Origin of the sequence: Mycolicibacter senuensis (assembly GCF_003284925.1) — a bacterium.
GTDB classification, from domain to species: Bacteria; Actinomycetota; Actinomycetes; order Mycobacteriales; family Mycobacteriaceae; genus Mycobacterium; species Mycobacterium algericum_A.
In genome coordinates this window covers 64,268-86,341 of the sequence record NZ_QMEX01000001.1, presented here as the reverse complement: position 1 = coordinate 86,341, position 22,074 = coordinate 64,268, and the positions used below count along the sequence as shown (strand labels likewise).

General features: G+C 64.1%; 17 protein-coding genes. 9 read left to right on the top strand and 8 right to left on the bottom strand.

Annotation, left to right across the window (positions count from 1 at the left end; translation table 11 throughout):
• The first annotated feature begins 77 nt into the window (after window positions 1–77).
• The 3 genes from DQP56_RS00470 (at window position 78) to DQP56_RS00460 (ending at window position 1,260) form a co-directional block, all read left to right on the top strand.
• Window positions 78–398, top strand: coding sequence for a WhiB family transcriptional regulator (locus tag DQP56_RS00470; protein ID WP_420094308.1), 321 nt, complete (start codon window positions 78–80; stop codon window positions 396–398).
• Window positions 395–763 (top strand): DUF6197 family protein, encoded by a 369-nt coding sequence (locus tag DQP56_RS00465; protein ID WP_085266309.1) that lies wholly within the window; start codon window positions 395–397, stop codon window positions 761–763. The genes DQP56_RS00470 and DQP56_RS00465 overlap by 4 nt, the downstream gene beginning before the upstream one ends.
• 143 nt (window positions 764–906) lie before the next feature.
• Entirely contained in the window at window positions 907–1,260 is a 354-nt protein-coding gene (locus DQP56_RS00460) for a hypothetical protein (RefSeq protein ID WP_133055993.1), read from the top strand.
• A gap of 380 nt (window positions 1,261–1,640) precedes the next feature.
• On the opposite strand, the gene DQP56_RS00455 is transcribed toward DQP56_RS00460, so the two are convergent.
• On the bottom strand, window positions 1,641–2,918 hold the full coding sequence (locus tag DQP56_RS00455) for an IS110 family RNA-guided transposase (protein ID WP_112683161.1): 1,278 nt from the start codon (window positions 2,916–2,918) through the stop codon (window positions 1,641–1,643).
• A gap of 544 nt (window positions 2,919–3,462) precedes the next feature.
• Between DQP56_RS00455 and DQP56_RS00450 the strand changes: the two genes are divergently transcribed.
• The 4 genes from DQP56_RS00450 (at window position 3,463) to DQP56_RS24350 (ending at window position 10,049) form a co-directional block, all read left to right on the top strand.
• Window positions 3,463–4,062 (top strand): DUF1643 domain-containing protein, encoded by a 600-nt coding sequence (locus DQP56_RS00450; protein WP_085266311.1) that lies wholly within the window; start codon window positions 3,463–3,465, stop codon window positions 4,060–4,062.
• 1,369 nt (window positions 4,063–5,431) lie between these two features.
• Complete coding sequence (locus tag DQP56_RS00445) at window positions 5,432–6,583, top strand: hypothetical protein (RefSeq protein WP_133258863.1); 1,152 nt, start codon at window positions 5,432–5,434, stop codon at window positions 6,581–6,583.
• Window positions 6,584–8,692 carry a replicative DNA helicase gene (dnaB, locus tag DQP56_RS00440; protein ID WP_085266313.1) on the top strand — a complete coding sequence of 703 codons (2,109 nt, stop codon included), beginning with the start codon at window positions 6,584–6,586 and terminating at the stop codon, window positions 8,690–8,692.
• 151 nt (window positions 8,693–8,843) lie between these two features.
• A complete protein-coding gene (locus tag DQP56_RS24350; protein WP_133055994.1) occupies window positions 8,844–10,049 on the top strand; it encodes a hypothetical protein in 1,206 nt (401 codons plus the stop codon).
• 396 nt (window positions 10,050–10,445) lie between these two features.
• Here DQP56_RS24350 and DQP56_RS24345 read toward each other — a convergent pair whose 3' ends face one another.
• Window positions 10,446–11,387 carry a hypothetical protein gene (locus DQP56_RS24345; RefSeq protein ID WP_133055995.1) on the bottom strand — a complete coding sequence of 314 codons (942 nt, stop codon included), beginning with the start codon at window positions 11,385–11,387 and terminating at the stop codon, window positions 10,446–10,448.
• A gap of 224 nt (window positions 11,388–11,611) precedes the next feature.
• Here DQP56_RS24345 and DQP56_RS00435 point away from each other — a divergent pair, with 224 nt between their 5' ends.
• Together DQP56_RS00435 and DQP56_RS00430 are read left to right on the top strand one after the other, a co-directional pair.
• Window positions 11,612–12,406, top strand: coding sequence for a hypothetical protein (locus DQP56_RS00435; RefSeq protein WP_112683160.1), 795 nt, complete (start codon window positions 11,612–11,614; stop codon window positions 12,404–12,406).
• A gap of 76 nt (window positions 12,407–12,482) precedes the next feature.
• Window positions 12,483–12,998, top strand: a complete 516-nt coding sequence (locus DQP56_RS00430; RefSeq protein ID WP_112683159.1) for a hypothetical protein — start codon at window positions 12,483–12,485, stop codon at window positions 12,996–12,998.
• Window positions 12,999–13,262: 264 nt separating this feature from the next.
• On the opposite strand, the gene DQP56_RS00425 is transcribed toward DQP56_RS00430, so the two are convergent.
• The 6 genes from DQP56_RS00425 to DQP56_RS00400 form a co-directional block, all read right to left on the bottom strand.
• On the bottom strand, window positions 13,263–13,667 hold the full coding sequence (locus DQP56_RS00425) for a hypothetical protein (RefSeq protein WP_085266317.1): 405 nt from the start codon (window positions 13,665–13,667) through the stop codon (window positions 13,263–13,265).
• A gap of 137 nt (window positions 13,668–13,804) precedes the next feature.
• On the bottom strand, window positions 13,805–14,824 hold the full coding sequence (locus DQP56_RS00420) for an IS110 family RNA-guided transposase (RefSeq protein WP_085266417.1): 1,020 nt from the start codon (window positions 14,822–14,824) through the stop codon (window positions 13,805–13,807).
• A gap of 352 nt (window positions 14,825–15,176) precedes the next feature.
• Entirely contained in the window at window positions 15,177–16,433 is a 1,257-nt protein-coding gene (locus tag DQP56_RS00415; RefSeq protein WP_085266318.1) for a DUF3322 and DUF2220 domain-containing protein, read from the bottom strand.
• Window positions 16,381–19,776: an ATP-binding protein gene (locus tag DQP56_RS00410; protein ID WP_085266319.1), complete on the bottom strand. Its 3,396-nt coding sequence runs from the start codon at window positions 19,774–19,776 to the stop codon at window positions 16,381–16,383. The genes DQP56_RS00415 and DQP56_RS00410 overlap by 53 nt, the downstream gene beginning before the upstream one ends.
• On the bottom strand, window positions 19,763–20,512 hold the full coding sequence (locus DQP56_RS00405; RefSeq protein WP_085266320.1) for a DUF4194 domain-containing protein: 750 nt from the start codon (window positions 20,510–20,512) through the stop codon (window positions 19,763–19,765). Before DQP56_RS00405 ends, DQP56_RS00410 begins: the two co-directional genes overlap by 14 nt.
• Window positions 20,512–21,957, bottom strand: coding sequence for a DUF3375 family protein (locus DQP56_RS00400; RefSeq protein WP_085266321.1), 1,446 nt, complete (start codon window positions 21,955–21,957; stop codon window positions 20,512–20,514). The genes DQP56_RS00405 and DQP56_RS00400 overlap by 1 nt, the downstream gene beginning before the upstream one ends.
• Between the last annotated feature and the right edge of the window lie 117 nt (window positions 21,958–22,074).

Below are 22,074 nucleotides of genomic sequence, written 5' to 3'. Positions count from 1 at the left end.
CGGTCAACGTCCGCGACACGCTCGACGGCGGCATCGCCCTCGACGTGCGGATCGCCCCGCAGACCGTCATTGAACTCATCGACACCTACCGGCTCACCGCGACGCCGCGTGTCTTGGCCGCCTTGGCTGAGAAGGCCCGCAACAGCTGGCAGGAACAAGCCCTGTGCCATCAGTCTGACCCCGAGATGTTCTTCCCTGAAAAGGGTGGTGCCACCAGCGCAGCCAAGCGGATCTGCCGGGCATGCCCGGTTCGCCAGGAATGCCTCAACCACGCCCTGGACAACGACGAGCGCTTCGGTATCTGGGGCGGGCTCTCGGAGCGGGAACGTCGCAAGCTCCGGCCGGGCCACACCGTCGACGCCGCCCCGGCGCAGCTGCCTGTGAGGCGAGTCGGATGAGCGCCCCCACCGTCGAGCCGCCCGTTCAGCCGGCCGGCGAACAGCACTACAGCGATCTGGTCCAGATCCTGGCCGGGGCCGCGATCATCGCAACGAACTTCTGGGACCGTGAGGACTTCGACATCTACGAATGTGTGAAGCGCTCCTGGTCGGTGCGCGGACGGGCCGTGGCCTTTGCCACCGTGGTCCGCGCGACCCGGAAGGTCCTGCCTGGGGGAGACCTCTACGCCTATAACGACGCCCCTGGCCGCACTGCGAAGGAGATCTCGGCGGTGTTCGCCCGAGCCACAGCGCGCGAGCTGGGTGAGTCGCAGCAGCTGCCGCGCGCCATGAGTGCGTCGTTCACCGGGGGAGGGGACCGGTGAACGGCTCAGGTACGGGACGCCGCCGGATGGGGGAGTCTTCGGCGGCGATCCCGTGCCCCCAACCTCGATCGATTGCTTCGGCCGCATCCCGGCTCGGGGCGCCTGACAGCCATGTGCGCGGGTCCCGTGTCGACGGGACCCAGATGCGTGAGCACCTGTTGGCGGCACTTGCCGCCGATGGCGCGGTGCTGAGCACCAACGCGCTGGCGCAGTTGGCTCCGTGGCATGTCCACAGCGTTCGTTCCGGCTGCGCGTCTTGCCATCCCGAGGGGCAGGCCACACCGTGGAACGTCCTGGAGTGCCACGGCAGTTGGCACGTCATCGAGCGGCCCCGTACTGGCCACGACATCCACCCGCACCTGCAGCGCCTGGTTGCGGACGGGCTAGTTGAGCGATCTCGCCCGGCCGGGGATCGCAGGGTGTACTGGGCCGCCACTGTGGGCGCCGGCGCCGGTGGGCCATCTGGCGGCGTCTTGCTGAAGCGGGTGGCGTCATGACCGGGCGTGTCGTTCGGCGAGCTGAGTCTGTCGGGGGTGCCTTCTACGATCAGGGCGCGCGGGCGGTGACCAGGGGGGTTGCGGACCCGGTGCGCCGGGCTTGCCACGGCTCGGCTGCGAGTCGCGGGGGGGTCGACATGTTCGCTTTTGTTTGGCGGTTGCGTTCTGTGCCTGCAGCTTTGGTCTGCGGTGTGTCCGTTCGGCAGGTGTGCGGTGTTTAGCGGGTTCGGCGCCGGTGTCGATTTGGATGCTGCCGCGGTCTCCGACGGGCAACGGTGTTCGTGCTGCGCGCATCTCAGTGTCGACGGTGCCGTGTTGTGCATGCGGTGTGCGACGGCCTATCCCGATCTGGTCTGGGACGTGGCATGAGAAGCCCTATGTCAAGCCGCCCCTTTTTGGGTGAGGGTTTTCTGGAGCGCTCGGTGTTTGTCGGGGTTGTAGGCGAGGTGGTCTTGCCAGCAGTGCCAGATGACGTGCAGCCAGGCGCGGGCGAGGATGCGCACGGCGTGGGGGTGGTCGTGTCCGCGGGCGCGGGCTCTGTCGTAGAGGTCGGCGGCCCAGGGGTTGACCAAACGGGTGTCGGCGACGAAGTCGGTGACGGCGTCGCGGAGCTGTTTGTCGCAAGCCCAGCGAAATCCGACGACGCGAGATTTGCCGGACTGGCGGGTCGAAGGCGCGGCGCCGGCCAGACACGTCAGCGATTCGGGGTTCGGGAATCGGGCACGGCAGTCCCCGATCTCGGCGAGCAGACGTGCGGCGCGGACACGGCCAGCGCGTGGCAGCGAGGTGAAGATGTGGGCGTCGGCGTGGGCGTACAGTTGCGCCTCGATCTGGGTCGAGAGCGCTTTGATTTGTGCGGCCAGGGTGTCCAGCAGTGCGACGTAGCTGGCGGTGATGTGGGCCTGGGCCGTGCCGTGGGCGCCGCAGGCTCCGTGGGGGGCGGCCAGGATGCGTTGGTGCAGCACGGCGGGGTCGGCCTTGCCGGAGTAGCCCTGCTTGGACAGCCAGTCGCCGAGCCGTTTGGCGCTCAGCCAGTCGATCTTGTCCTGGGTGTCGAACCGGGTCAGAAACGCCAAGCTGATCAGCGAATCGATGTGTTGGAACAGACCGACGGCGGCGGGCAGCACGTTGCGCAGGTGTGCGCGGAGCTGATTGGCAACGGCCACACGGTGATTCACCAGGTCTTTGCGGGCCCGGCAGGCGCGCCGCAGCGCAATGGTGGCGTCGGTGTCGGGGACCAGGGCCCGCAATCGGGGGCGGTCGGTGCGCAAGGTGTCGGCCAGGACGTAGGCGTCGAAGCGGTCGTCTTTGTTGCCGACCGAGCCGTAGCGGCCGCGCAGGTTCTTGACCTGGTTAGGGGAGATCACGACCACCGTCAGGCCAGCGTCGAGCAGCGCGTCGACGACAGGTCCGTCGGGCCGTTCGATGGCGACCTCACCGGCCCCGTGCCGGCTCAGGAACGCGATGAGTTCGCGCAGACCGGCCGCAGTGTGGTCCACGGTGGTGCGGGTCAGTTCGCGGCCGCGGTCATCGACCACGCTGACGGCGTGATCATCTCGGGCCCAGTCCAGGCCGGCGGTCACACCGCCGGGCGGCTCTGGTGGCAGAGCGATGTCAGTCGCGGTGGCGTCGTTCGGGGTGTTGCTGGCAGACTTCATGTCAGCCTCCTCGCTGCTAGACCCAGTGGGGAGGCACCCGTCTTTTCCGGTGCCGCGGGCGCCGGGACGTGGTTGCCGGTTCGCTCACTGATCGGCGCTCGCAGCCAGTCTCGGCGTTGGCGCTCAGCCCTATCGACGGTCGACACGTCCCGGGCAACCACCAAGCCCTGCAGATCTCATGCTGGACATCAACCGCGTCAAGCGAGCAGGGCAGTGACCTGGTGGCACCTCGGGTGCATCAACGCTTCATCCAGAAGCGATGACCTCAGGAAGGTAGACCAGTGAGCGGCGTCGGGATTTTCGTGGAGCTGGCCTTGCCGGGCCGGGTCGTGGTGCGCATGAGTCGTGGGGGTAGCGGCTTCGCTGGGCGCGGTGTGTTTGTTGGTCGTCGAGGGGGCGCTGATCGGGGCGCCTACGTCGCGGGGGGGAGTTGTCCCGCACTGTCCGGCCGCTACGACGGAGCCCCTGCACGGGCCCGTCACGAGGGGTGCGGCCGGGCAGTGCGGGATAGCTCGGCGGTTCATTTGTGTGCGGTGCGTGAGCCATGACTGCCTCCTTGCACCTGCCCCTCCTTCTGCATAGGCATCGCGGGACGCTGTCGGCTGTTCTGAGTGGGGATCGCCGGTACCGCTACCGGTTGGGTCGTCGGTGGGATTGCGAGCTGCCCACGCTCGGTGTGGTGATGCTCAATCCGTCGACTGCCGACGAGCACGGTGACGATGCCACGATCCGTCGTGTGGTCGGCTTCGCGCGGCAAAATGGTTATGGCGGTATCGATGTCGGCAATCTTTATGGGCTGCGATCACGTGATCCGAAGGAGTTGTGGCGGCACGCCGATCCGGTCGGTCCGGACAACGATGCGCACCTGGAGCAGTTGAGCAGGTCACATGATCTGGTGCTGTTGGCCTGGGGTGCCAGTGCTCGGCAGGACCGGGCTGCTCACGTCATGCAGTTGTTGCGGCGAAGTTCTCGCAAGCACGGTGGAGCAGTGGCCGTTCTGGGGTGGACTCAGGGCGGGCAGCCGCGGCATCCGCTGTTCGTTCCGAATCACACCATGCTGGAGTGCTTGACGTTTACCTCCAGTGGTGATCTTCACCAGGACGAGGATCCGCGGTGGTCGCGACTGATGGCGGTGGCAGCGTGAACGAGGATGTCGCTGGCGCGGTGTATGCGCGTGATCAGATGCTGCAGATCGCTGGCGCGGATGATCTGGACTCGGACGTGAAGCTGTTTTCCTTGTGCCTGTTGGCGTTCTTGGCTGGTCAGCGCCGGGACGGTCACGACCGCGGGGATTGGGCCGCTGCGGTGGGGGAGATGTTGTCTCGTCATGGGGTTGATCGCTCGGCTCGTGACTCTGTGAGCTTGTGTCGCAGCATCATTGCCAAGGACATCCCTCACTACGAGGTTCCAGCCCTGGGGGCCGAGCGACTTCGTTGCCCAGTGCCGAGGGGGTCTGGCCGGCGTGCTGGTGATCCGTGCGGTAAGGCGACGGTCGGTGCGCACTTCATCGACTACGACCCGGTGACTGGTGAGGGGACATGGCTTGCCTACTGTCGCGGCCATTCCGATCCTGCTCGACATGAGCAGCGGCGGCTTCGTTACCGGGCATGGGTGGACAACGGTCGCCCCAGTCCGCCGCCGAACACCGGCGGGCTGCTGCCTCGGTACTTCCAGGCTGACTGGACCGCTCTTTATCGGTGGGCTGACCCTGATCGCAGGCCGGCGCCGCAGTGGTGTCCTCCTGGCCCGCCACGGCCTCACCTGACCGTGATTCCCGGTGGCCTGGCGCGTAGTGCGCCGTGCGTGGGAACGCATCTTGGTGGGGCAACAGGCCGGGTGCGGCGGCGCTCGGTGGGTCGTGGCCGGGGCGGCGTCCCGGTGCCGCGGCTCGTTTCCGCGCCGGACAGTACGGCGTTTTGACTATCCATGTGTGACAACAGAATTCACGTTACTGACGAGGGGAGGGGATGCCCGCCGAATCGTGTGGTTCGCCGCGGCTAGATGGCGGGCCCATAACTAGATAGCGGGGCAATGAGACAGGGATGGTCCCCCCGTGTGGGGGGAGTCAGCAAATCTCCTTGCGACACCGGAGCGAGCACTCCGGCCCATGAGATGGAACTTGAACTTCCGATCTCAGCGCCCCTTCCTTAACTGAAGGGACTTCCACCGTGCAGGGTAGGCAGTTCCAGGGTAGCTCATACCCTGAAACAAGTTCAAGCACTCAATGCAGTGCACCCCACCGTGTTTTCGTGTCTGCGCACGATCACGGTTTGCCGTCCGCGCTACCGTCGCGTCAGCAAACCGCACATGCGCTTGGTCATGTGCTTGGTCATGCGCTTAGCTCTGGGCGCGGGCGCCTCTCGCCGAGCATCACCCGTCCCGGCGGGCGGTGAGCCATGCCTACCGCAACGCTGTTCGACACCCCCACTGATCGCCACCGGCCAGCCCGACGCGGGCCACGCACTGCGATCGCCGGCGCTCGTCCACGAGTGCGCTTCGCTGACGCCTCACGGGTGCGTCAGCGCGTCGAAAGCCACGCCGAGTCACTGAGTCTGCAGGGGGCTCCCCAACACGTTCTGGGGGCCGTTCTGCGGCTGCTGTGCGGCTGGTCGCGGATCGCTGACGACACCGTACGGCTCTCCCAGATCGTCGAGGAGGTCGTCAGCGCCGGCGGCCGCCGCTACGACCTGAAAACCGTTGGGCGCGCATTGAGTCGGCTCGTCGAAGCCGGACTCATCACCTACATGCCCGCGTGCGGCCGCGGAGCTCGCGCCAGCATCGCCATCGACGGCCAGTTCACCGCCGACATCGAGGTCCTCAAGCGCGGCAGCGATGGGCGCGTCGTCGCCGAATCCGTCACCTTTTCTGGACCCGATACCTCTTATAGGCCAAACAACTACCTCCCTACCCTCCTACGCAGACCCGGCAGCGACGACCGCCAGCGACCGACTGAGGTCGATGTTCATCCCGCCGAGGTGAAACTGATCCTGGACCGCCTGCCCGCAGTCTTCGCCGAGCTGCCGACCCGGTTGCGCTGGAAGCTGGGCAGGGAGATCCGCACACGCCTAGCGGCTGGGTTCGAGCCGGAGCAGATTCTGGCCGTCCTGGCCGCACCGTTACCTGCCGAGGTGCAACGGCCATGGAGGTTGGCGCTGTGGCGTCTGCGCACCAACATGCCCGGATCAGGTCCACGTTTAGCCCCGCTGCAGCGGCAGTGGGATCAGCAGGAGATCTCCACCGCCCGCACGGCTGCCTGCGATGCCACCGATCGCTGGTACGGCGAGGTCACCGGCACAACGACGGCCCCGATGCGGGCACGGCTCCTGGCTGCCCTGAAGGCGCGCCTTCGTACGGACGTCAGCGATGAGCGCCACGCGCTGGCCCACGTTGGCCGGATGGCCTCCCGGGAGTTCCCCGGCACAGACCTGGCCGGCTCATTGCGGCGCTGGCTGGACCGCTGGACCCCGACGGCCACCGAAGCCGAGCCCGAGGTTGGTGGGCACCACGACGGCGCCCAGCACGACTCGACCTGCGTGTCGTGCCTGGAGAACCCAGGTGTGGTGCGTGACGAGCTGCCACTGAAGTCGGTGGTGTGCGAGCACTGCTGGGCCGCGCTGGCTGCCCCTGAGCTCGTGCTGGGCAGCAACGACGGTGAGGAGCAGTAGATGACTGCGATCCACGAACGCAACCGCCCCGCGCCCGAATCAGACGCCGGCGACGCTACGCTGCGCCAGCCGCCCCAGGATCTGCACGCCGAGCAGTCGGTGCTCGGGGGGATGCTACTGAGCAAGGACGCCATCGCTGACGTGCTGGAGCGGCTGCGGCCTGATGACTTCTACCGCCCGGTCCACCAGAACATCTTCGATGCCATCCTGGACCTTTACGGTCGCGGTGAGCCTGCTGACGCGGTCACGGTGGCCGCTGAGCTCGATCGTCGCAACCTGCTGCGCCGGGTAGGTGGTGCCCCGTACCTACACACTCTGATCTCGATAGTGCCGACGGCGGCCAACGCCGGCTACTACGCGGGGATCGTCGCGGAGAAGGCGATCTTGCGGCGGCTGGTCCAGGCAGGCACCCGCGTGGTGCAGTACGGGTATGCCGGCGCTGAAGGCGCCGAGGTCGCCGACGTTGTCGACCGCGCCCAAGCCGAAATCTATGACGTGACAAACCATGTCAACTCCGAAGACACCGTGGCGCTATATGACCTGCTGCAGCCGACTATGGACGAAATCGACGCTATTGCCAGCGGGGGTGGACTGGCGCGCGGAGTGCCGACTGGTTTCACCGACATCGATCACATCACCAACGGGCTGCACCCGGGCCAAATGATCGTCGTGGCGGCCCGGCCTGGTGTGGGCAAGGCCTTGGCGCTCGAGACGCCCCTGCCTACACCGACCGGGTGGACCACGATGGGCGATGTACAGGTCGGCCAGGAACTCCTGGGCGCCGACGGCCGCCCCACTCGGGTGGTGGCCGTGACCGAGGTGATGGTCGGTCGTCCGTGCTTCGACGTCGAATTCCGCGACGGCACGACGATCACCGCTGACGCGCTACATCAATGGCCCACCACGCACGGAATTGTGCACACTGAGCAGCTGCGTGAGGGCGCCGTCATGGTGCAGGCCCGCGCTGTTGAGCTCGCCGCCGCAGCCGAGGTGCCCGAGGCGGGTGACGTCGCCCGCTGGATAACCGGCGCCGATACGCCGTCAATTCCCGAGGATGCTCTTCGCCGATATTTACGGGGATCGTTGGCGCAGCGGCGCGCGCTGGTGCGCGCTGTGGATGCTGAGCTACGGCGGCAGCTGGCGGGCTCTGGTCGCATCGGGGTGGGGGAGTGGCCACGGTGGCGCGACCAGACCTGTCGGGAAGCGTTTTTCGAGGTGCGGCGCACTCTGGGCTGGGTCCCTGGGGATGGTGGCGGTGCGGCCGGCGCGCGGGTGGGGCGGGCGCACGTAGTGGCAGGTGTGCGGCCGCGCCCGTCGGTGCCGGTGCGTTGCGTTCAGGTCGACAACTCTGATCACCTGTATCTGGCCGGGGTAGGGATGGTCCCGACCCACAACTCCACTCTGGGACTGGATTTCCTTCGGTCCTGTTCGATCCGGCACGGGCAGTCCAGCGTGATGTTCTCCTTGGAGATGAGCAAGTCCGAAATTGTGATGCGCCTGCTGTCAGCCGAGGCCAAGATCAAGTTGGCCGACCTTCGGTCCGGCCGGCTCTCCGATGAGAACTGGGCCGCGTTGGCCAGGTGCATGGGGCGGATCAGTGATGCGCCGTTGTATATCGATGATTCCCCGAACCTGACGATGATGGAGATCAGAGCCAAAGCGCGTCGGCTGGCGCAACGCCAGAACCTGAAACTCATCGTGATCGACTACCTGCAATTAATGACATCTGGCAAACGATTTGAATCTCGACAACAGGAAGTTTCCGAGCTTTCGCGAAATATCAAACTATTGGCAAAAGAATTAGAGGTTCCGGTGGTCGCGCTGAGTCAGCTGAACCGGGGCCCGGAGCAACGAACAGATAAGCGCCCCATACTATCTGACCTACGTGAGAGCGGAAGTATCGAACAAGATAGCGATATGGTGATGTTGCTACACCGCCCTGACCTTGTCGATTTCAACGACCCTCGAAGCGGCGAAATAGAAGTGCATCTAGCGAAACATCGCAATGGTCCGACACGTAAATTTAACCTTGCCGCGCAGCTACATTTCAGTCGCATAGTCGACATGGCCCCCGAGCATCAGCAGCATCATGTAGGTTCTCAATTTTGACTGTGCTTTCTCACGACTGACTGCACCAACACTGCACTTGTGCAGCGAACTTGAGAAACGTCGGACGGAAGCTGCGGCCAGCAGAGCCGTCATCAGTTTGTCGTCTGTCGCGGGCTGCTGCTTCTTCGTTGTTTCATGAGACACTGCATCGGTGCGTTTGCCAGTAAGTAAGACGGTGGTGCTCGCCTCGTTGGTAGCTATCGCCGCGGCGACTTGGATCGGGGTCGATCTCACACGATCGTCGCGTATCGACCTCTCGTCGCTGCGTGAAGGAACGCGCCACGTTGTGAAAATTCTGAAGACAGCCGAGTGGTTCGCGAACACCGGAATACCGTTGATGGCAACGCTAGTTGGTCTCATGGTCGCGTTCCTCTTTCTCCGGCAACAGCTACGCAGTGATCGCGAGCTCCGCCGCGCCGATCATAGGCGAGACGCAGCGGGCGAGTTGGGTGAGGTACTCATCAAATCTGGAACTCAGTTGGCCAAAAGCCAACCTTTCGACGCCTTTTGGCTTTCCGCACATTGGCCACAATACGAGGTAATCAACGATGTGATACGAGTTGCTGCACCCATCTTGCCGCCCGGGAGTATTGGCAGTGTTCGTGCCTTGGTCGACCTAGTAGCGGAGATTTGGGCCCTTGCGCACATTGGCAGTGTCTTCAACTCGCGAAATGGCAGGGAATTGGTTCAGTCGGTACTTGGGGCCCACCCGACGACGCTCATCGTGCTAGGTGAGCGCTTGCTGGCTTGGAGTGGTGAAGGCCCTATGCCACCGCTTAACACCCTCACCGCCGAGATATCTGGTTCTCCTTCTCTAACAGCCAGCGCTAATGTCCTCCGTTCTCTTACAAAGGTCTTCGGCGAGGCGTCCGCAGCCGCCAACGAATATGAGCGGCGCCAATTGGCGTCGTCTGCGCGCGAGACTGCTGTGTTAGCCACTGCCCTGCTTGTGGGTGAAGATGCGAGCCGGAATCGAGTGAACGTCTTTCGCTTATTAGACGACGGCACTGAGATGGCGCCGGAGATTTCCTACGGCCGTGGAATGCCGTCACAACGAATCCCCCGCGGTGGCGACAAATTTTTTGATTTAGCGAATGCTGGGAGCATGTACTTCGTGAATAACATCGATGAGTTACACACGCCTGAGGGTGTGACAGCGGGATACGAGACCTTTTTCGCATACCCTGTATCGAGCAGTCAGGGTCGCACCTACGGCGTCTTAGTGGTCGAAAGCTTGAAGAGCGGTGACCTCACTTTGCGTCGAGACGCTCCAATTATGGGGCTTTTGGCCCGGCTCATCGGAGCGACCTACGAAATCTCCCTCCCAGAGGTCGACGATCCACAACAACCAGTTTGAGACTATTTGCCAGATACCGCCTCACCGGCTCCAAACATTGTGCTTCCCGTCTGCGACGTGACCAACGGGTGAGGCCACATCATCCCGGCTGTGTCGGCCGAGCCGATTGCAGGGAATGCAGCGGTTCGTGAGACAAACCCCGATTCTGGCGGCGTGAGACAAATCGAATAGTCGCAGTTCAGACATGTAACCAAGTGCAACCCAGTGGGAGAACCTACACATCAGCAGAGGCGGCAAATTCGCAGGAATCGTAGCGGAATCTCACGAGTGCTGGCCGAGTGATAGTGGAACCACCAGGCTCGTGAGACAAGCGGTTGTTCAGCCCCAAGGAGCGTCAGCGACCATGGGCGCCCCAAAGAGCCAAGAGCCGGTATCGGAGATGTCGGGCGTAGGACTTTATGCGAGTCCGTTTGGCCGGCGTGAAAGTTCGACGATCTGCCCGCTGATCGCCCAGCTCGTGCCGGTCGATTCCGGTGCTGCAGTTAGGAGCTCGCCAGCGGTACACCAGTCGTCGGCGGGATTCCACTGCACAGCGGCACCCCGCAGAAAGACCAGTCGAGGTACGGCACCGAGCACCGACCATCGACGGTCGAGTAGCAGGGTCTCGATCTCTGCGGGATCGGCAGGGATAACTTTTGCTAGGCGTGCCGCGACCTCGCCTGAGCTCGAACGGTCAGTGTGGGCTTGGAAAGCGCAGACGACGCCGTCGATGATTTGTTTCACCAGTTCAGTATTCGGCCCGGGTGAGTGGACATGAGGTGGCCGGATTTGCGTTTTGACGGCGAAGGGGGTTCCCGCCGCGAGAGTTGGTTCTGGCTGTCCGCTGCGGCGGCGGGCGAGCGCCAGCCAGACCTGAGCCGGAATTTTATCGCGACGGAATTCGCCGAGGTCGGTCCAATCAAACGACGCCACCGTGCGGCCCTGATCCCAGTCGGCGAATCCGCCATCGCGGGGTGCGAGTGAGTAGCGGTAACCGACTCGATACGCCTCCCCGTTAGGTGCCGCAGGTATATCAAGTCCGTGTTCGAAGCGGATCCCGTTGCGGCCAGGTTGCATGAACGAGTAGTGGAGGTTGCAGAGCGCAAGGTTCTCGATATCCATGCGCGGTGGTTTGTCGCCGTAGAACGTGGCGTGTACGACTTCGTCGGGAGACGGGTCTAGCTGCGCGCATCGAGCTGTAATGGTTTTACGCAACAGCTTTTGCCACTCGGGCTCGTTCTCGAAGTGGATGTAATCATCGGCCCAGGCTGTAACGACTGAGCTGCCCGGCTCCGGCGGAGGTGCGAGATAGCGGGCGTCGGTATTCCTCCTGGTGCCTTCTGATGCTGTGTCTGACACCGAAGTGAGTCTACGGAGCGGATGGGCACTGCACCGCCGGCATGGCTTGGTTACCAGGTGAGGTGGGCCATCCAGTGAAGAAATGCGGCGGTTTAGACAAACCCAGGTGCAGTGGTCGTGGGACAAGCTGAAAGGGACCAAGTCATAGAGGTTGGGGCGCAGCCGAGCCTGAGAACCTGCATCGTTGTTGTGCCAGCCAGATTCGGGGGGCAGTGTAGTGCAGTATGACGCCGACTGAGCGGCTATTGACGATCCTTCGCCACCTGAAGGAGGCAGGCGAAAGCGGCGCGGTCGATGCAGGCACCAGTGCGGTGATTCAGGAGGCGATGGATGGTGTATATCGGGGGCGGTCGGGTAAACGCAAGTGGCGCCGCGACATCCAAGCTCTCCGCGACCGCAGTCTCATCCAAACCGACCTGCCTCCGAACAGGAAAGGCATTCGACTGGCGGGACCCCGCAAACCCGAGCGACTCCACCTCACCTGGCAGGAACACGATGCAATCAAACGAGCGCGGGAAATGCTTCGCGTCGGAATCTCCGAAGCGTCCCCGCTGGGTGAGCAGATGGGCGGTGATTACAGAGAGGTCGATGACGTGACCCGCATTCTTCGCTTCCTGGAGGAGAGCGAAGACGAAGTTTCACTCGCTCAACTGGCCCAATGGTTACATGTCCCGGAACAGCGGGCGTTTGAATTAGTTGATGTCCTTGCCGCCGACGGTGTGTTCGCTGAAGGCCTGGTGGCGACCGTCGAGTTCGGGTACGACGACGAGGAACAGGAGGACCCGCGTCCATGTACCGTCTGGGTTCTCCGTGGCCGCAACCGACGTAGTAGTCCCACCCGGGCACGCGGAATGGACGAACTGGGCTTCTTCCCGTACTCGTCGGCCGAGACCAACGACAGAATTGACCTCATCAACCGGGCCCTTACCAGCGGTAATCAGATCCCCGACGAGATGCACGAGGCGCTCTGCCGCGCGTGCCGCAAGTTGTCGGAGTGGAGAGTCGAATTAGAGCGGTGACCTGGGCAATGTCCTAACTCTCCGGACCCTAGGGGCTAGGGCGGAATCCGCCGCCCCTATCGGAAAGGAACACCTTATGCCCACCGAAGTCACCGCCACCGTCGTCATCGGACCGATCGACGCCAACTCTTATCACGGACAGCCCCACGGCGACCGAAAGCTGTTCTGCCCCAGCCACATGCTGGTGCTCATAGAGGGCTCGCGTCCCACGTGGATCGTTCAGCCCTGCCCGCTGATGGGCCGGGGACAGCCTAGTCGGGCGCGCATCCGCCCGTCTGATCCGCGCCACCTACTGCCGGCGGCACTGCTTGGCTACGCGGCGCTCACCCGGCCAGAGCTGCTCAACGGCTCAGACAGATTGCGGGCCGTGGTGGAGTTGGACCCAACCGGCAGCGATGTCCGTATCCTGCCCCTCGACGACGACCTCGCAGCCCATGCGCTCGAGGTTTGCTCCCCCGACGTGTACGGGCTGGTCACAACGCTGCCCGGAAGCTCCATCTCCGGCCGCGACCTGCACCTGGCTGCGGCCCACGGCCTGCGCGTCGCGGTATCGGGAATGCCCGCGGTTGACCTCGCAGAGCAACGCACATAACGAGGTCTATCTCCGCGGCCTGACCTGTCCGTGCCCGGCCAGGCCAGGTCGCGGAGCCACGGCTAGCTTCCAGAGAAGTGGAGCGACAAAACGGAACAAGAAGAACGAGCCGAGATCATCGTGGGAAATTGAAGCGGTTCGTGAGACAAACGCCCGTGAAGTCGCCGCGAGACGAACTGGCAAAGACCAGGTCGGCCCCGATTGCTGATGTAGCAAAAGTGTGCGTAATCCGCCAAGTTCGTGAGGCAGGCGTGCTGGGATCTTCTACGGCTCGAGATGATCGGGGAGGAAGCGCCAGATGATCTCCTGCTCGTCGGTGGGGTCCTCGATGCGGACGATCAGGTCGTCGTCTTTGGGTAGGCGCTGTTCATACCCCCAACCTTGGCTGGGGCAGTAGGTGATCACCAGGTTTTCCTGGCGCAACATCGCGTAGAAGGAGCGCAGGCCGCGACGTCGGTCATCGTGCCAGTCTCGCCCTCCGGTTGCGACGTAGTCGCCATGCTCACGTAGGGCGTAGTGGAACGCGTCGGCCTGGTGATCGGGCTGCACATCGAAGGGAAAAGCCGAGCGCACAATATCCAAGGGCTTAGGCCCATTAGCATTAGCTGCCTTAATATCGGCAAAAAACTGCTCCATCATCGCCCTGACGGCGTCGGGAAAATCACTCACACAACGATTTTACAGCGGGCGCCCCGCCCAGCTTCGGCATCCAGTCCCGCCCAGGGAGATGCAAGAACCGCTACCCACACCGCATGCCGCGAACTCGGAGACAGCCGTTCCGGCGACATCTTTCACCGAGAACCACCCTAGGTAGCTTGGGCCTGGAGGCAGCTGAAAACGACTCGGGCCAGGCGGCGTTTCAATGCGTGCAACGCGCGCTGGCGGTTATCGCCTTCGGCGACTCGCCGCCGGAAGTAGTCTTGGCCGAGGCCTCCGTGGACTGTCTGGGTGATGGCTATCCGGTGGATGGCGGAGTTGAGTCGGCGATTGCCGTGTCGGCTCGGGCGCAGGCGGACGGTAGCCGACCCTGAGGTGTGGGGGATGGGGGCCAATCCGGCGTAGCGGGCGAAGGCCGCTTCGCTACGAAATCGCTTGATGTTTGCGACTTCGGCGATGATTCGGGCCGCAGTCAGCTCACCGCACCCTTGTAGGGCGATCAGGCGGGGTGCGATGGGTCGGACATTCTTCTCAATTCTGCGGCGGAGAGCTAGTATTTCGCCGCTGAGTCGTACGACGTCCTCCAGTTCGTCGCGGGCCAGTTCGGCGACTAATCCGTGATGCGTGGCCAACCATTCTCCCAGTATTTTGTGCGCTTTCTGCACATTCCAGTTTGCTGGTGTCTGGTGCAGGGGATCGAGCAGGTGAATCCGCCAGACGAGCCGGTTGATCGTTGCGGTGCGCTGGGCTACGAGGTCCTCACGGCGGTCGATCAATAACCGGAGTTCTATGGAGATCGGGTCGTGGCTGGCGATGGGGAGATCGGGTTCGCGTTGTGTCACCCGGGCAACGGCCAGGGCGTCGATGGGATCAGATTTGCCGCGTTCTCGGGAGGAGGCACGGGAACGACTCATCAGGTGTGGGGGCACTCGAATGACCTTGTGCCCGGAAGTTAGTAGGTCACGCTCGAGGCGGGCAGTCAGCGTGCGGCAGTCTTCGACGGCCCATACCAGGTCATCGCCGAAGGCTATTCGCGCCCACTGCACAGCGAGGGCGTGGTCTTCACTGGTGGTGGCAATGGTCTTTTGCGCCAGTTTGCGCCCGGTGGCGTCTACGGCTACCAGAGTGTGGCTTTTTTTGTGGGCGTCGACACCAATCACAATGGTCATGCTCGACTCCTGGGTGGGGTGCCGCCGCGCCGGCGTCGGCATGGTCCAATGTCAGCCAGCCGTAGCGGCATTTGTTCTACAAGCCAGGCGCCGGCTGCCGGCGGCTGCCGCGGACATCGCAGGTGCTAAATGTCGCGACGTGGCGGGTTTTCGCCCGTGGTGATGACGGATCCGCCATTCCCGCCGCAAGGTCGGCATCGTGTCCGTTAGCCAACCCAGTGGGTGGCACGAGTTCTAAAGGCCAGATTTCACGACGGGGCACGTGGCGCGGGATACCCCCAATGGCTGTGCCCCAAACTTTGCGGAAGCTGCGGTACCCCGGCCGACGTTGCAACAATGTCCAGTTCAAGGTCTACGTGCCTGCTCCGGCGGACTGCTTCAGGATCGCGGCGTGGGCGGTGGATATTGGGATGTGTTCCTGTTCGAGCTGCAGGTCTTGGCCGGTATTTGCATGGTGGGCGTTGAGTCGGCCGTACAACTTGGTCTCGGCGAGGTCTAATCCGCCCGGGATTTCATACGAGTCGGTCTGCGTTGATGTTTCGTGATGCGCGGCGGGGTAGGCGTCGAGGGTGGCTTCGTCCATCAGGAGGGATTTGGCCGGGATACCGGCGCGGCGCGTGGTGGCCAGGATTGCTAATCCGGCGCGGTCGATGTCGCCCCAATAAAGCACCGTATCTGCGGTGTGCGTCCAGGCTAGTTCGGTGAGCGTGGGGGCTCCGGCGCCAAGGCCACAGATTGCTGCGACGCCAGGTAAGTCGGCGGTCAGGGTGTGGGCGAGTTCAAGGTTCTCGATGATGAGAACGACGCGCGGCCGCAGGGTGGTGGTGTTGAGGTCGGCGATAGTCGCTGAGAGCCGGGTCAATCCGGCGGCTTGGGCGCGCAGGCGTGGACAGGCGAGGGTGACGTGCACAGCCGTGGGCTTTGGGCGCAGGCCGATGTGGTTGATGAGTCGAACCAATGGGGGGCCGAGGGTGGGGTCGGCGGGTACGCCGAGCAGCGCGCCAAGCAGGGTTGCGTTGGATTCGATCCATTTGCTGTGCACGCCGGGGATGGCGAGCTGGCGGACCATAGAGGCCTCGCCGGGGCCGAGGACGGCCAAGTGTGTGGCGGCAGCGGTGGCGTTGGTCCAGTCGTCGTCGCCGAGGTCGGCGATCGCGCGGGCGGTCTTGACGGGGATCTGGTCCATGGACGCCCACACAGAGCCGGGTAGGGCGATGGCTTGCTGGAGGCGTGCATTCGCCGCTGCGTGCCGGGTGGCCGTCTCGGGTGCGACGGCGAGCGCGTCACCGGGGGTTGGGAGGATCCAGGTGGTGGGCAGGTCATGGAGGCCGAGTTTGCGGGCCCGGCGGGATTCGGTGCGTAGTTGCCCTGGGATGCGGCCGGTGGTGATGGCGGATTCCCAGGTGCCGGCCCAGGCTTTTGCTGCGATGACGTTGCGGTCGAATTGGTCGCCTCTGGGTGCTCCGAGCGTGACGCTGATTGGCCAGCGGCCTCTGCCGAGGAGCCATTCCAGCCAGTGGTCCTCGCATTGAGCGCGCAGGTAGCGCACGGCTTGGTCAACGGTGAGCATGGGCGCGTCGGGCGGCTTTGTTCTCGGCTGCTCGGTCATGGACGGTGTCGGCGAATTCTGAGACGGTGAAGGCTCGGACCGAGGAGGTGGGGTTCTGGCCAGGTTCGTCGCGCTTGGACACCATCGCAACGCTGTCGATATAGGGCTGGATGGTTGTGGTGTTTTGAACAGCGGCGACGATCAGGAGCTGGAACCCGAACTGGCGGAACGCCGAGAGTGCCTGGTGGGCGAACACCGGATCTGATTTGGAGAACGCTTCGTCGAGCATGAGTTGGGAGAAGACGGGTCGGTTGTCTCCGGTGGCGGGGTCGGCCAGGTTGAAACTCAGCGCGCCGGCGAGGCAGAAGGCCATCAGCTTCTCTTGTTCGCCGCCGGAGTTCGCGCCGGCGTTGCTGTAGGTACGGATGAGTGCGTCTGGGTCGTCGGCGCGACGTTCGGCGCAGTAGAAGGTGAACCGGTTGCGGACGTCGAGGGCGTCTCGTCGCCACTGGCGTGCCTCGGCGGTGTCGGCGGCCAGCAGATTGCGTAGTTCCAGGATGTCGCGGTACTGCTCATGGATCGCCTGTTCGTCACCGAATGTGACAGCGGTGGCTCGGGCCGAGATCCTGCGGGCGCGGTCGTTGAGGTCGGTTACCGCGGGCAGGGGCTTCTCGTCGGCGTGCAAGGTGAGTCGGGTGCCGCGGTTGAATTCTACGGAGCTCAGCCCGAGGCTCACACGCACGATCTGTTCGTGGATACGTAGGGCTTCGTCCTCGGCGAGTTGGTGCAGGTGCAGTGCGGCGGTGGGGGCCTGCTCTGTGATCAGTCGGTGCATTCGTTCGTAGGCCAGGGGCAGTTCGCGGGCCTTGATGCGCTGCGCCAGGGCGACGTAGTCGTGGATCTTCTCGTCGAGGACCGCGCTGTTGTTGGGGATGTCGTCGGGGAATTGTTCGTCGAAGGTGGTGATGATCCGATTCAGGGCTACGACTTGCCGGCGGACGTTCTCTCGCAGTCGCTCCTGGTCGGCGTTGACTAGCCGGATCAGTTCGGCCCGGTAGGGCGCAGGCTCCAAGACGTCGAGGGTGGTCTGCATTGCAGCTCGGTATTGGTCCAGAGCGCCGCGGGCGGCGGCCCCCACCGTGCCGGGGTGCAGGGTTTCTTGGAGTGTGAGCAGGCGGGTCCGGCGGGTGTCGCAGTCAGATTCCGTCGTCTTCAGGAGCGAGATGCGCCCACTGAGTGTCTGCTCGTGCTCCAGAAGGTCTGTGGCTTGCTGCTTCAGTTTGGCCAGATCGGGGTGGGCGGCTTCGAGCTCGTCTAGCTGTTGTTGCAGGCGTGCGGCTTCGGCTTCGGCTGTTGCGGTGTCGATGTCGTCGTAGCGCTCGAATCCATTCAGCAGGCTCTGCCACAGCTCCTTGCTGCGCTCGAGCGCATTCTTCTGGGCAGTCAGTTCGCTGATCGCGGCCTCACACATCTCGAAGTCCGCTGTGGCTTCGGCGAGTTCGGCCTGCAGCGCCTCGATCTTGCTCTCGATATTGCCCTGGAAGATGTACTGGGATCGGCGGAGTTCGGATCGGTCGTCCTTGACTGCACGGGTCTTGTTCTCCTGGCGCAGACCCTGGACGGTGACGGCACGCGGATGGACGCTGAACTCGCTGGTGTGGCTCACCCGAACGTAGTCCCCGGCACGGTTGATCAGCGCCTGGGCCGTGCTGGCGCACTCGTGCTGAGATTCGGTGAGGTGGAGGCACTCCGCGAGAGTTCCTGTTTTCGGCGGCCCCGCCGGGGGCGCGGCGGCCGGTACCTGTTCGACGCGGACCAGGGCCCGCATGTTGTGGTCGTTGAGGTAGCTCAGGGCCGCGCCGTGATGACGCACGGGTACCAGCAGCACCAGCCCGGTGGAGCGTAGGGTGCGCTCAACTGCGGTGCGCCACGATGCGAATTCCGGCCGTAGGTCCATCAACTCGCACACATAGGGCAAGTGCTGGGGTGAAACACCCAGGGCCTCGGCCACTTCGCCCCGAACTCGGTACGCGTCCTCAGGAACGGTAATGCCCTCGACTTCAGCGCGCCGCAGCAGCCTGCCGGCAGCGTCCATCCGTTCCCGGGCGGCTTTTTTCTGCGGGCCTAACTGGTTTCCCCACTTCTCATCCAACGCCGCTACAGCGCTGGTGATCCGGGTCAACTCTTCGCGGCCGGTGATGCGCATGGCCTCGAACTCGCTGGCGTCGTCGACCTCGACGGGGAAATCCAGGTCCCAGAGAATGGTGTTATAGCGCGCGCGTTCCCGGGATGTCGCTTCTGAGCGGGCTTCGGCTGTGGCCAGCTCTGATTGCAGAGTGGCCAGCCCACTGCCGGCGGAGTTGATCCGTTCCATCAAGGCGTCGCGCTGGGCGGTGGCTCGTCTTCGTTCGGTGGTCAACGAGCGGCACTGCTCTCCGATTCTTTCGATCTCAGCGTCCAGCGCGGTGACATGGGGGTCGATGAGTGCCAGGCGGTGTTCATCGACCCAGTCGCGGGCCATCTGCGGGTCGATGACGTCGATGCAGGCCAGTTCGGCGGATTCGCTGACGTAATGCTGGTGGTCCTCGGCGATGCTGCCGAGGACCGTGCTCTTGCGGTGAGCGATAGAAAGGGCGTTGCGGGCGTCGACCAGTGGGGTGATCTGGTCGACCGCTCCGCGGATTGCGGTGTAGGACTCGGGTTCATCGAGCATGTAGACCCGCACGAACTGTTCCAGGCCGCCGACGTTCTTCAGTGATTTGGCTTTTCCGAGCAGTTGTAGGGCGGCGGTCTGCTGCCCGATTCCGGTGGCGGCGTAGAGGCGGTCGAGGTACCAGCCCTCGCGGTCGCGTTTGCCTTGCCACCCGGCTGATTCGAACACGGATCTCGCGTAGCCGCTGTCGCTCCATGTGTTGCACAGGTCGAGAATGTCGGCGTCGGCGTCGATGAGGTGATATGAGCTGGAAGAGTCGGTGGCTGCGCCGGCGGCCAGCCATTTGAGGACCAGTCCGGTGATCACCGAGTCGTCGGTTCCGGTGTAGGTGACAGCGACCGCCGACCAGGCGGGGCCTTCGCCGCGCAGGAACATTGGTTCGGGGCGCTTCCCGGGCTCCTGACGCTCGCCCCACAGCCCGCGGACGTACTTGTCGACGGTGCGTTTCCCCATTCCCGACCGTGATCCGGCCGCGGTGTCGTCGCTGGAGGCGTTGAAGTTCCGGCGTTGAGCCGACAGGAATGCCAGCGACACGGCGTCCAGTAGCGAGGATTTGCCTGTGCCAGAGTCGCCGGTGATCAAGGTGCCGTTGCGGCTGAACCGGATGTCGTGGTAGCCGTCGAAGACTCCCCAATTGATGACCTGCAGGCGTGAGAGCCACACCTGCCGCTGGGTGCTAGTGGAGGTCATCGTCGGACTCCTGGTCGCCATCGATGGGAGCGGCGTCGTCCAGCGGTTCGTCGTCTGTCTCACTGTTGGCATTGCGCTGGTAGAGGCGCTCGTATTCAGCGGTGAGTGTGTCGACCATGTGGCCGTCCATGATGGCCAGGATGACCGGGCTGATGATGAAGTTCTCCTCATCGCCGGAGCGCAGCAGGATCTTGTTCCGCTCGAGCTTGTTGATGGCTTCGTCGACGCGGCCGCGCAGCATGGCCTCGTCCCGGTCGACCTTGTGGCGGTCGGCGGCGAACAGGTCGTGGATGTCGGCTCGGCCGATGAGGACGACGTCGTCGCGGGAGGTCCGTGCGATCTTGGCCAGGTGTAGCGCGACGATGGAGGCGTAAGTGCCCAGCGGCTCACGGCGAAGGACCTTACGGCTATGAGTGCTGGGTGATTCCAGGATCGCGGGCTCGGCGTAGGCGACTTCCAGGTCCTCGAAGATTCGCAGGCGCAGGTCCAATTCGCATAGTCGTGAGGCAAGAACCCGCCGGTGTTCGATCAGCCACGCCCAGAGATCTGGTTTCGCGGGCTTGGTGAGATACCGCCGCGTGAGGAGGTTCTGTAGTACCCAGCAGGCCTGGTTAGGAATGTCGCTGGTGTCGCCGTCAAACCGCGGCAGCCTCGCGGCCATGGTTTCCACGCTGTCGATGGGGGCGACTTCGGGGAGGTCGTCGAAGTTGGGTCCGCCGGCGTGTGTGGTCGTCATCATTCGATTCCTGCCGAGATGTGCTGTGTGAAAACAAGATCGGGAACCTCGATCACGAGGTCGTCGCCGTCGACGGACTGGAACCGTACCGGCCGCGGCCGGGCCGTCGCCGCGGCAGTGGAGTCCTGGCGTAGCGCCAACGCCCAGAGGACCACGACGTCACCCAGATAGGGCGCGTCGACCATACCGACGACTTCCGGCAGTGAGATGGGTCCGGCGGCCACTGCGGCGTTGACTATTTGGGTCAGCGCAGGGACGTCCACCTGGGTGATCAGTCCCCCAAACCCGGCGAGGTCCTCAGGCGGCGGCGCTGCCGCGGCCGGCTTGGGTGGTGAAGGGTCCTGGATGCTGAAGGACACCGCGCCGATGCTGGCGGCCGCCGGCGGGCTGAACGGCAGTTCGGCGGCGGTGGGGGAATCCGCGACAGCGGCCCGAAGCAGGCTGTGCCCGGCGGCTAGAGCATCGTTGATCTGGCGAGATAAGCCGCGTGCCTGCTCGGCTGTCCCGGCGGCGAAGAACCGTTTGATGCGCTGATTGCAGCGCTGCTCGACCCGGCCCACTTCGCTGATCTGGGCTGAGACGCGCTGGAAAAACCGCAGCATCACGTCGCGTAGTTCCGGGTCGATATCGGGCAAGGCTTCAACGACGGTCGTGATGTCCGATCGGAGCCGCGCACGCTGTTCGGGATCTTGGACCGCGCGTGTGAAGGCTAGGTAGGAGGCCTTCTCCGGGGAGGCCCACAGGGCATCGAAGTCGGAGAACATCCGTCGGGTCCGGTCGCGGAAGTCGGTGTCGGATTCGTCAGTCTCTTCGATCAGCCGGGAGGTGATGGCGTCCTGCATGCCCCCGTACCGGACGATGTCGGTGATGACTTGTTCCATCTGGTAGGCAATCGCGCGGGCCTCATCGGCCAGGTCGATAAGGTTTGGCGCCGGCCGTACGCCGGCGTCGAGTTCAGTCATCTGGGCGAACAGTTCTTCGATCTGCGCTTCAAGGTCGGCGCGCAGCCGCGCCGGATCGTCGTCGAGTTGTGAGGCGATGCGTTTGAGGCCGCTGGCGATGTTGACGATGGACCCGCCGGTGGCGACAGTGTCTGCCCTGCGTAGGCGCCGAAGGAAAGCCAGTGCGCTGCGCGCGTCCTCGGTCAAGGAGCACATGTTTTGCCCGCCTTGGCCTGATCCGTCGGAGACGCGGTTGAGCCAACCGGAGCTTGCCCACGTCTTGACTAGGCTGGTGCCGGTTTGGTCAGACAGGCCGACCTCATCAAGGTCGCGTTCCAACCGCGAGACGAGTTCCCCCTCGGGGACCTTGGCGCTCTGGTCAAGGTGGCGATCCATGAGCGTGACATACGGGGCGAGGTTCTTCGCGGCGAATAGGCGCACCGAAGCAGACTCCTGAAGGAGCTTGTTCGACTCGAAGAGCTCCGCGAGCGAAGGTGCTGTCACTCAGGTCTCCTGTCCCTTGGGAGGTGCGGCTCCTAGCATGGACCAAAGGCCGGACATGTGGCACGGCAATGCGCCGACATTGGCCACCCGCAGTACATGTTGGCCAATACATTTGGA

Excerpts from the sequence above, each read along its gene's own strand:
- DQP56_RS00460 (WP_133055993.1), top strand. The coding sequence starts at position 907 with ATGCGTGAGCACCTGTTGGCGGCACTTGCCGCCGATGGCGCGGTGCTG.
- DQP56_RS00465 (WP_085266309.1), top strand. The coding sequence starts at position 395 with ATGAGCGCCCCCACCGTCGAGCCGCCCGTTCAGCCGGCCGGCGAACAG.
- dnaB (WP_085266313.1), top strand. The coding sequence starts at position 6,584 with ATGACTGCGATCCACGAACGCAACCGCCCCGCGCCCGAATCAGACGCC.
- DQP56_RS00430 (WP_112683159.1), top strand. The coding sequence starts at position 12,483 with ATGCCCACCGAAGTCACCGCCACCGTCGTCATCGGACCGATCGACGCC.
- DQP56_RS00455 (WP_112683161.1), bottom strand. The coding sequence starts at position 2,918 with ATGAAGTCTGCCAGCAACACCCCGAACGACGCCACCGCGACTGACATC.
- DQP56_RS00420 (WP_085266417.1), bottom strand. The coding sequence starts at position 14,824 with ATGACCATTGTGATTGGTGTCGACGCCCACAAAAAAAGCCACACTCTG.
- DQP56_RS00410 (WP_085266319.1), bottom strand. The coding sequence starts at position 19,776 with ATGACCTCCACTAGCACCCAGCGGCAGGTGTGGCTCTCACGCCTGCAG.
- DQP56_RS00415 (WP_085266318.1), bottom strand. The coding sequence starts at position 16,433 with ATGACCGAGCAGCCGAGAACAAAGCCGCCCGACGCGCCCATGCTCACC.
- DQP56_RS00450 (WP_085266311.1), top strand. The coding sequence starts at position 3,463 with ATGACTGCCTCCTTGCACCTGCCCCTCCTTCTGCATAGGCATCGCGGG.
- DQP56_RS00405 (WP_085266320.1), bottom strand. The coding sequence starts at position 20,512 with ATGACGACCACACACGCCGGCGGACCCAACTTCGACGACCTCCCCGAA.
- DQP56_RS00435 (WP_112683160.1), top strand. The coding sequence starts at position 11,612 with ATGACGCCGACTGAGCGGCTATTGACGATCCTTCGCCACCTGAAGGAG.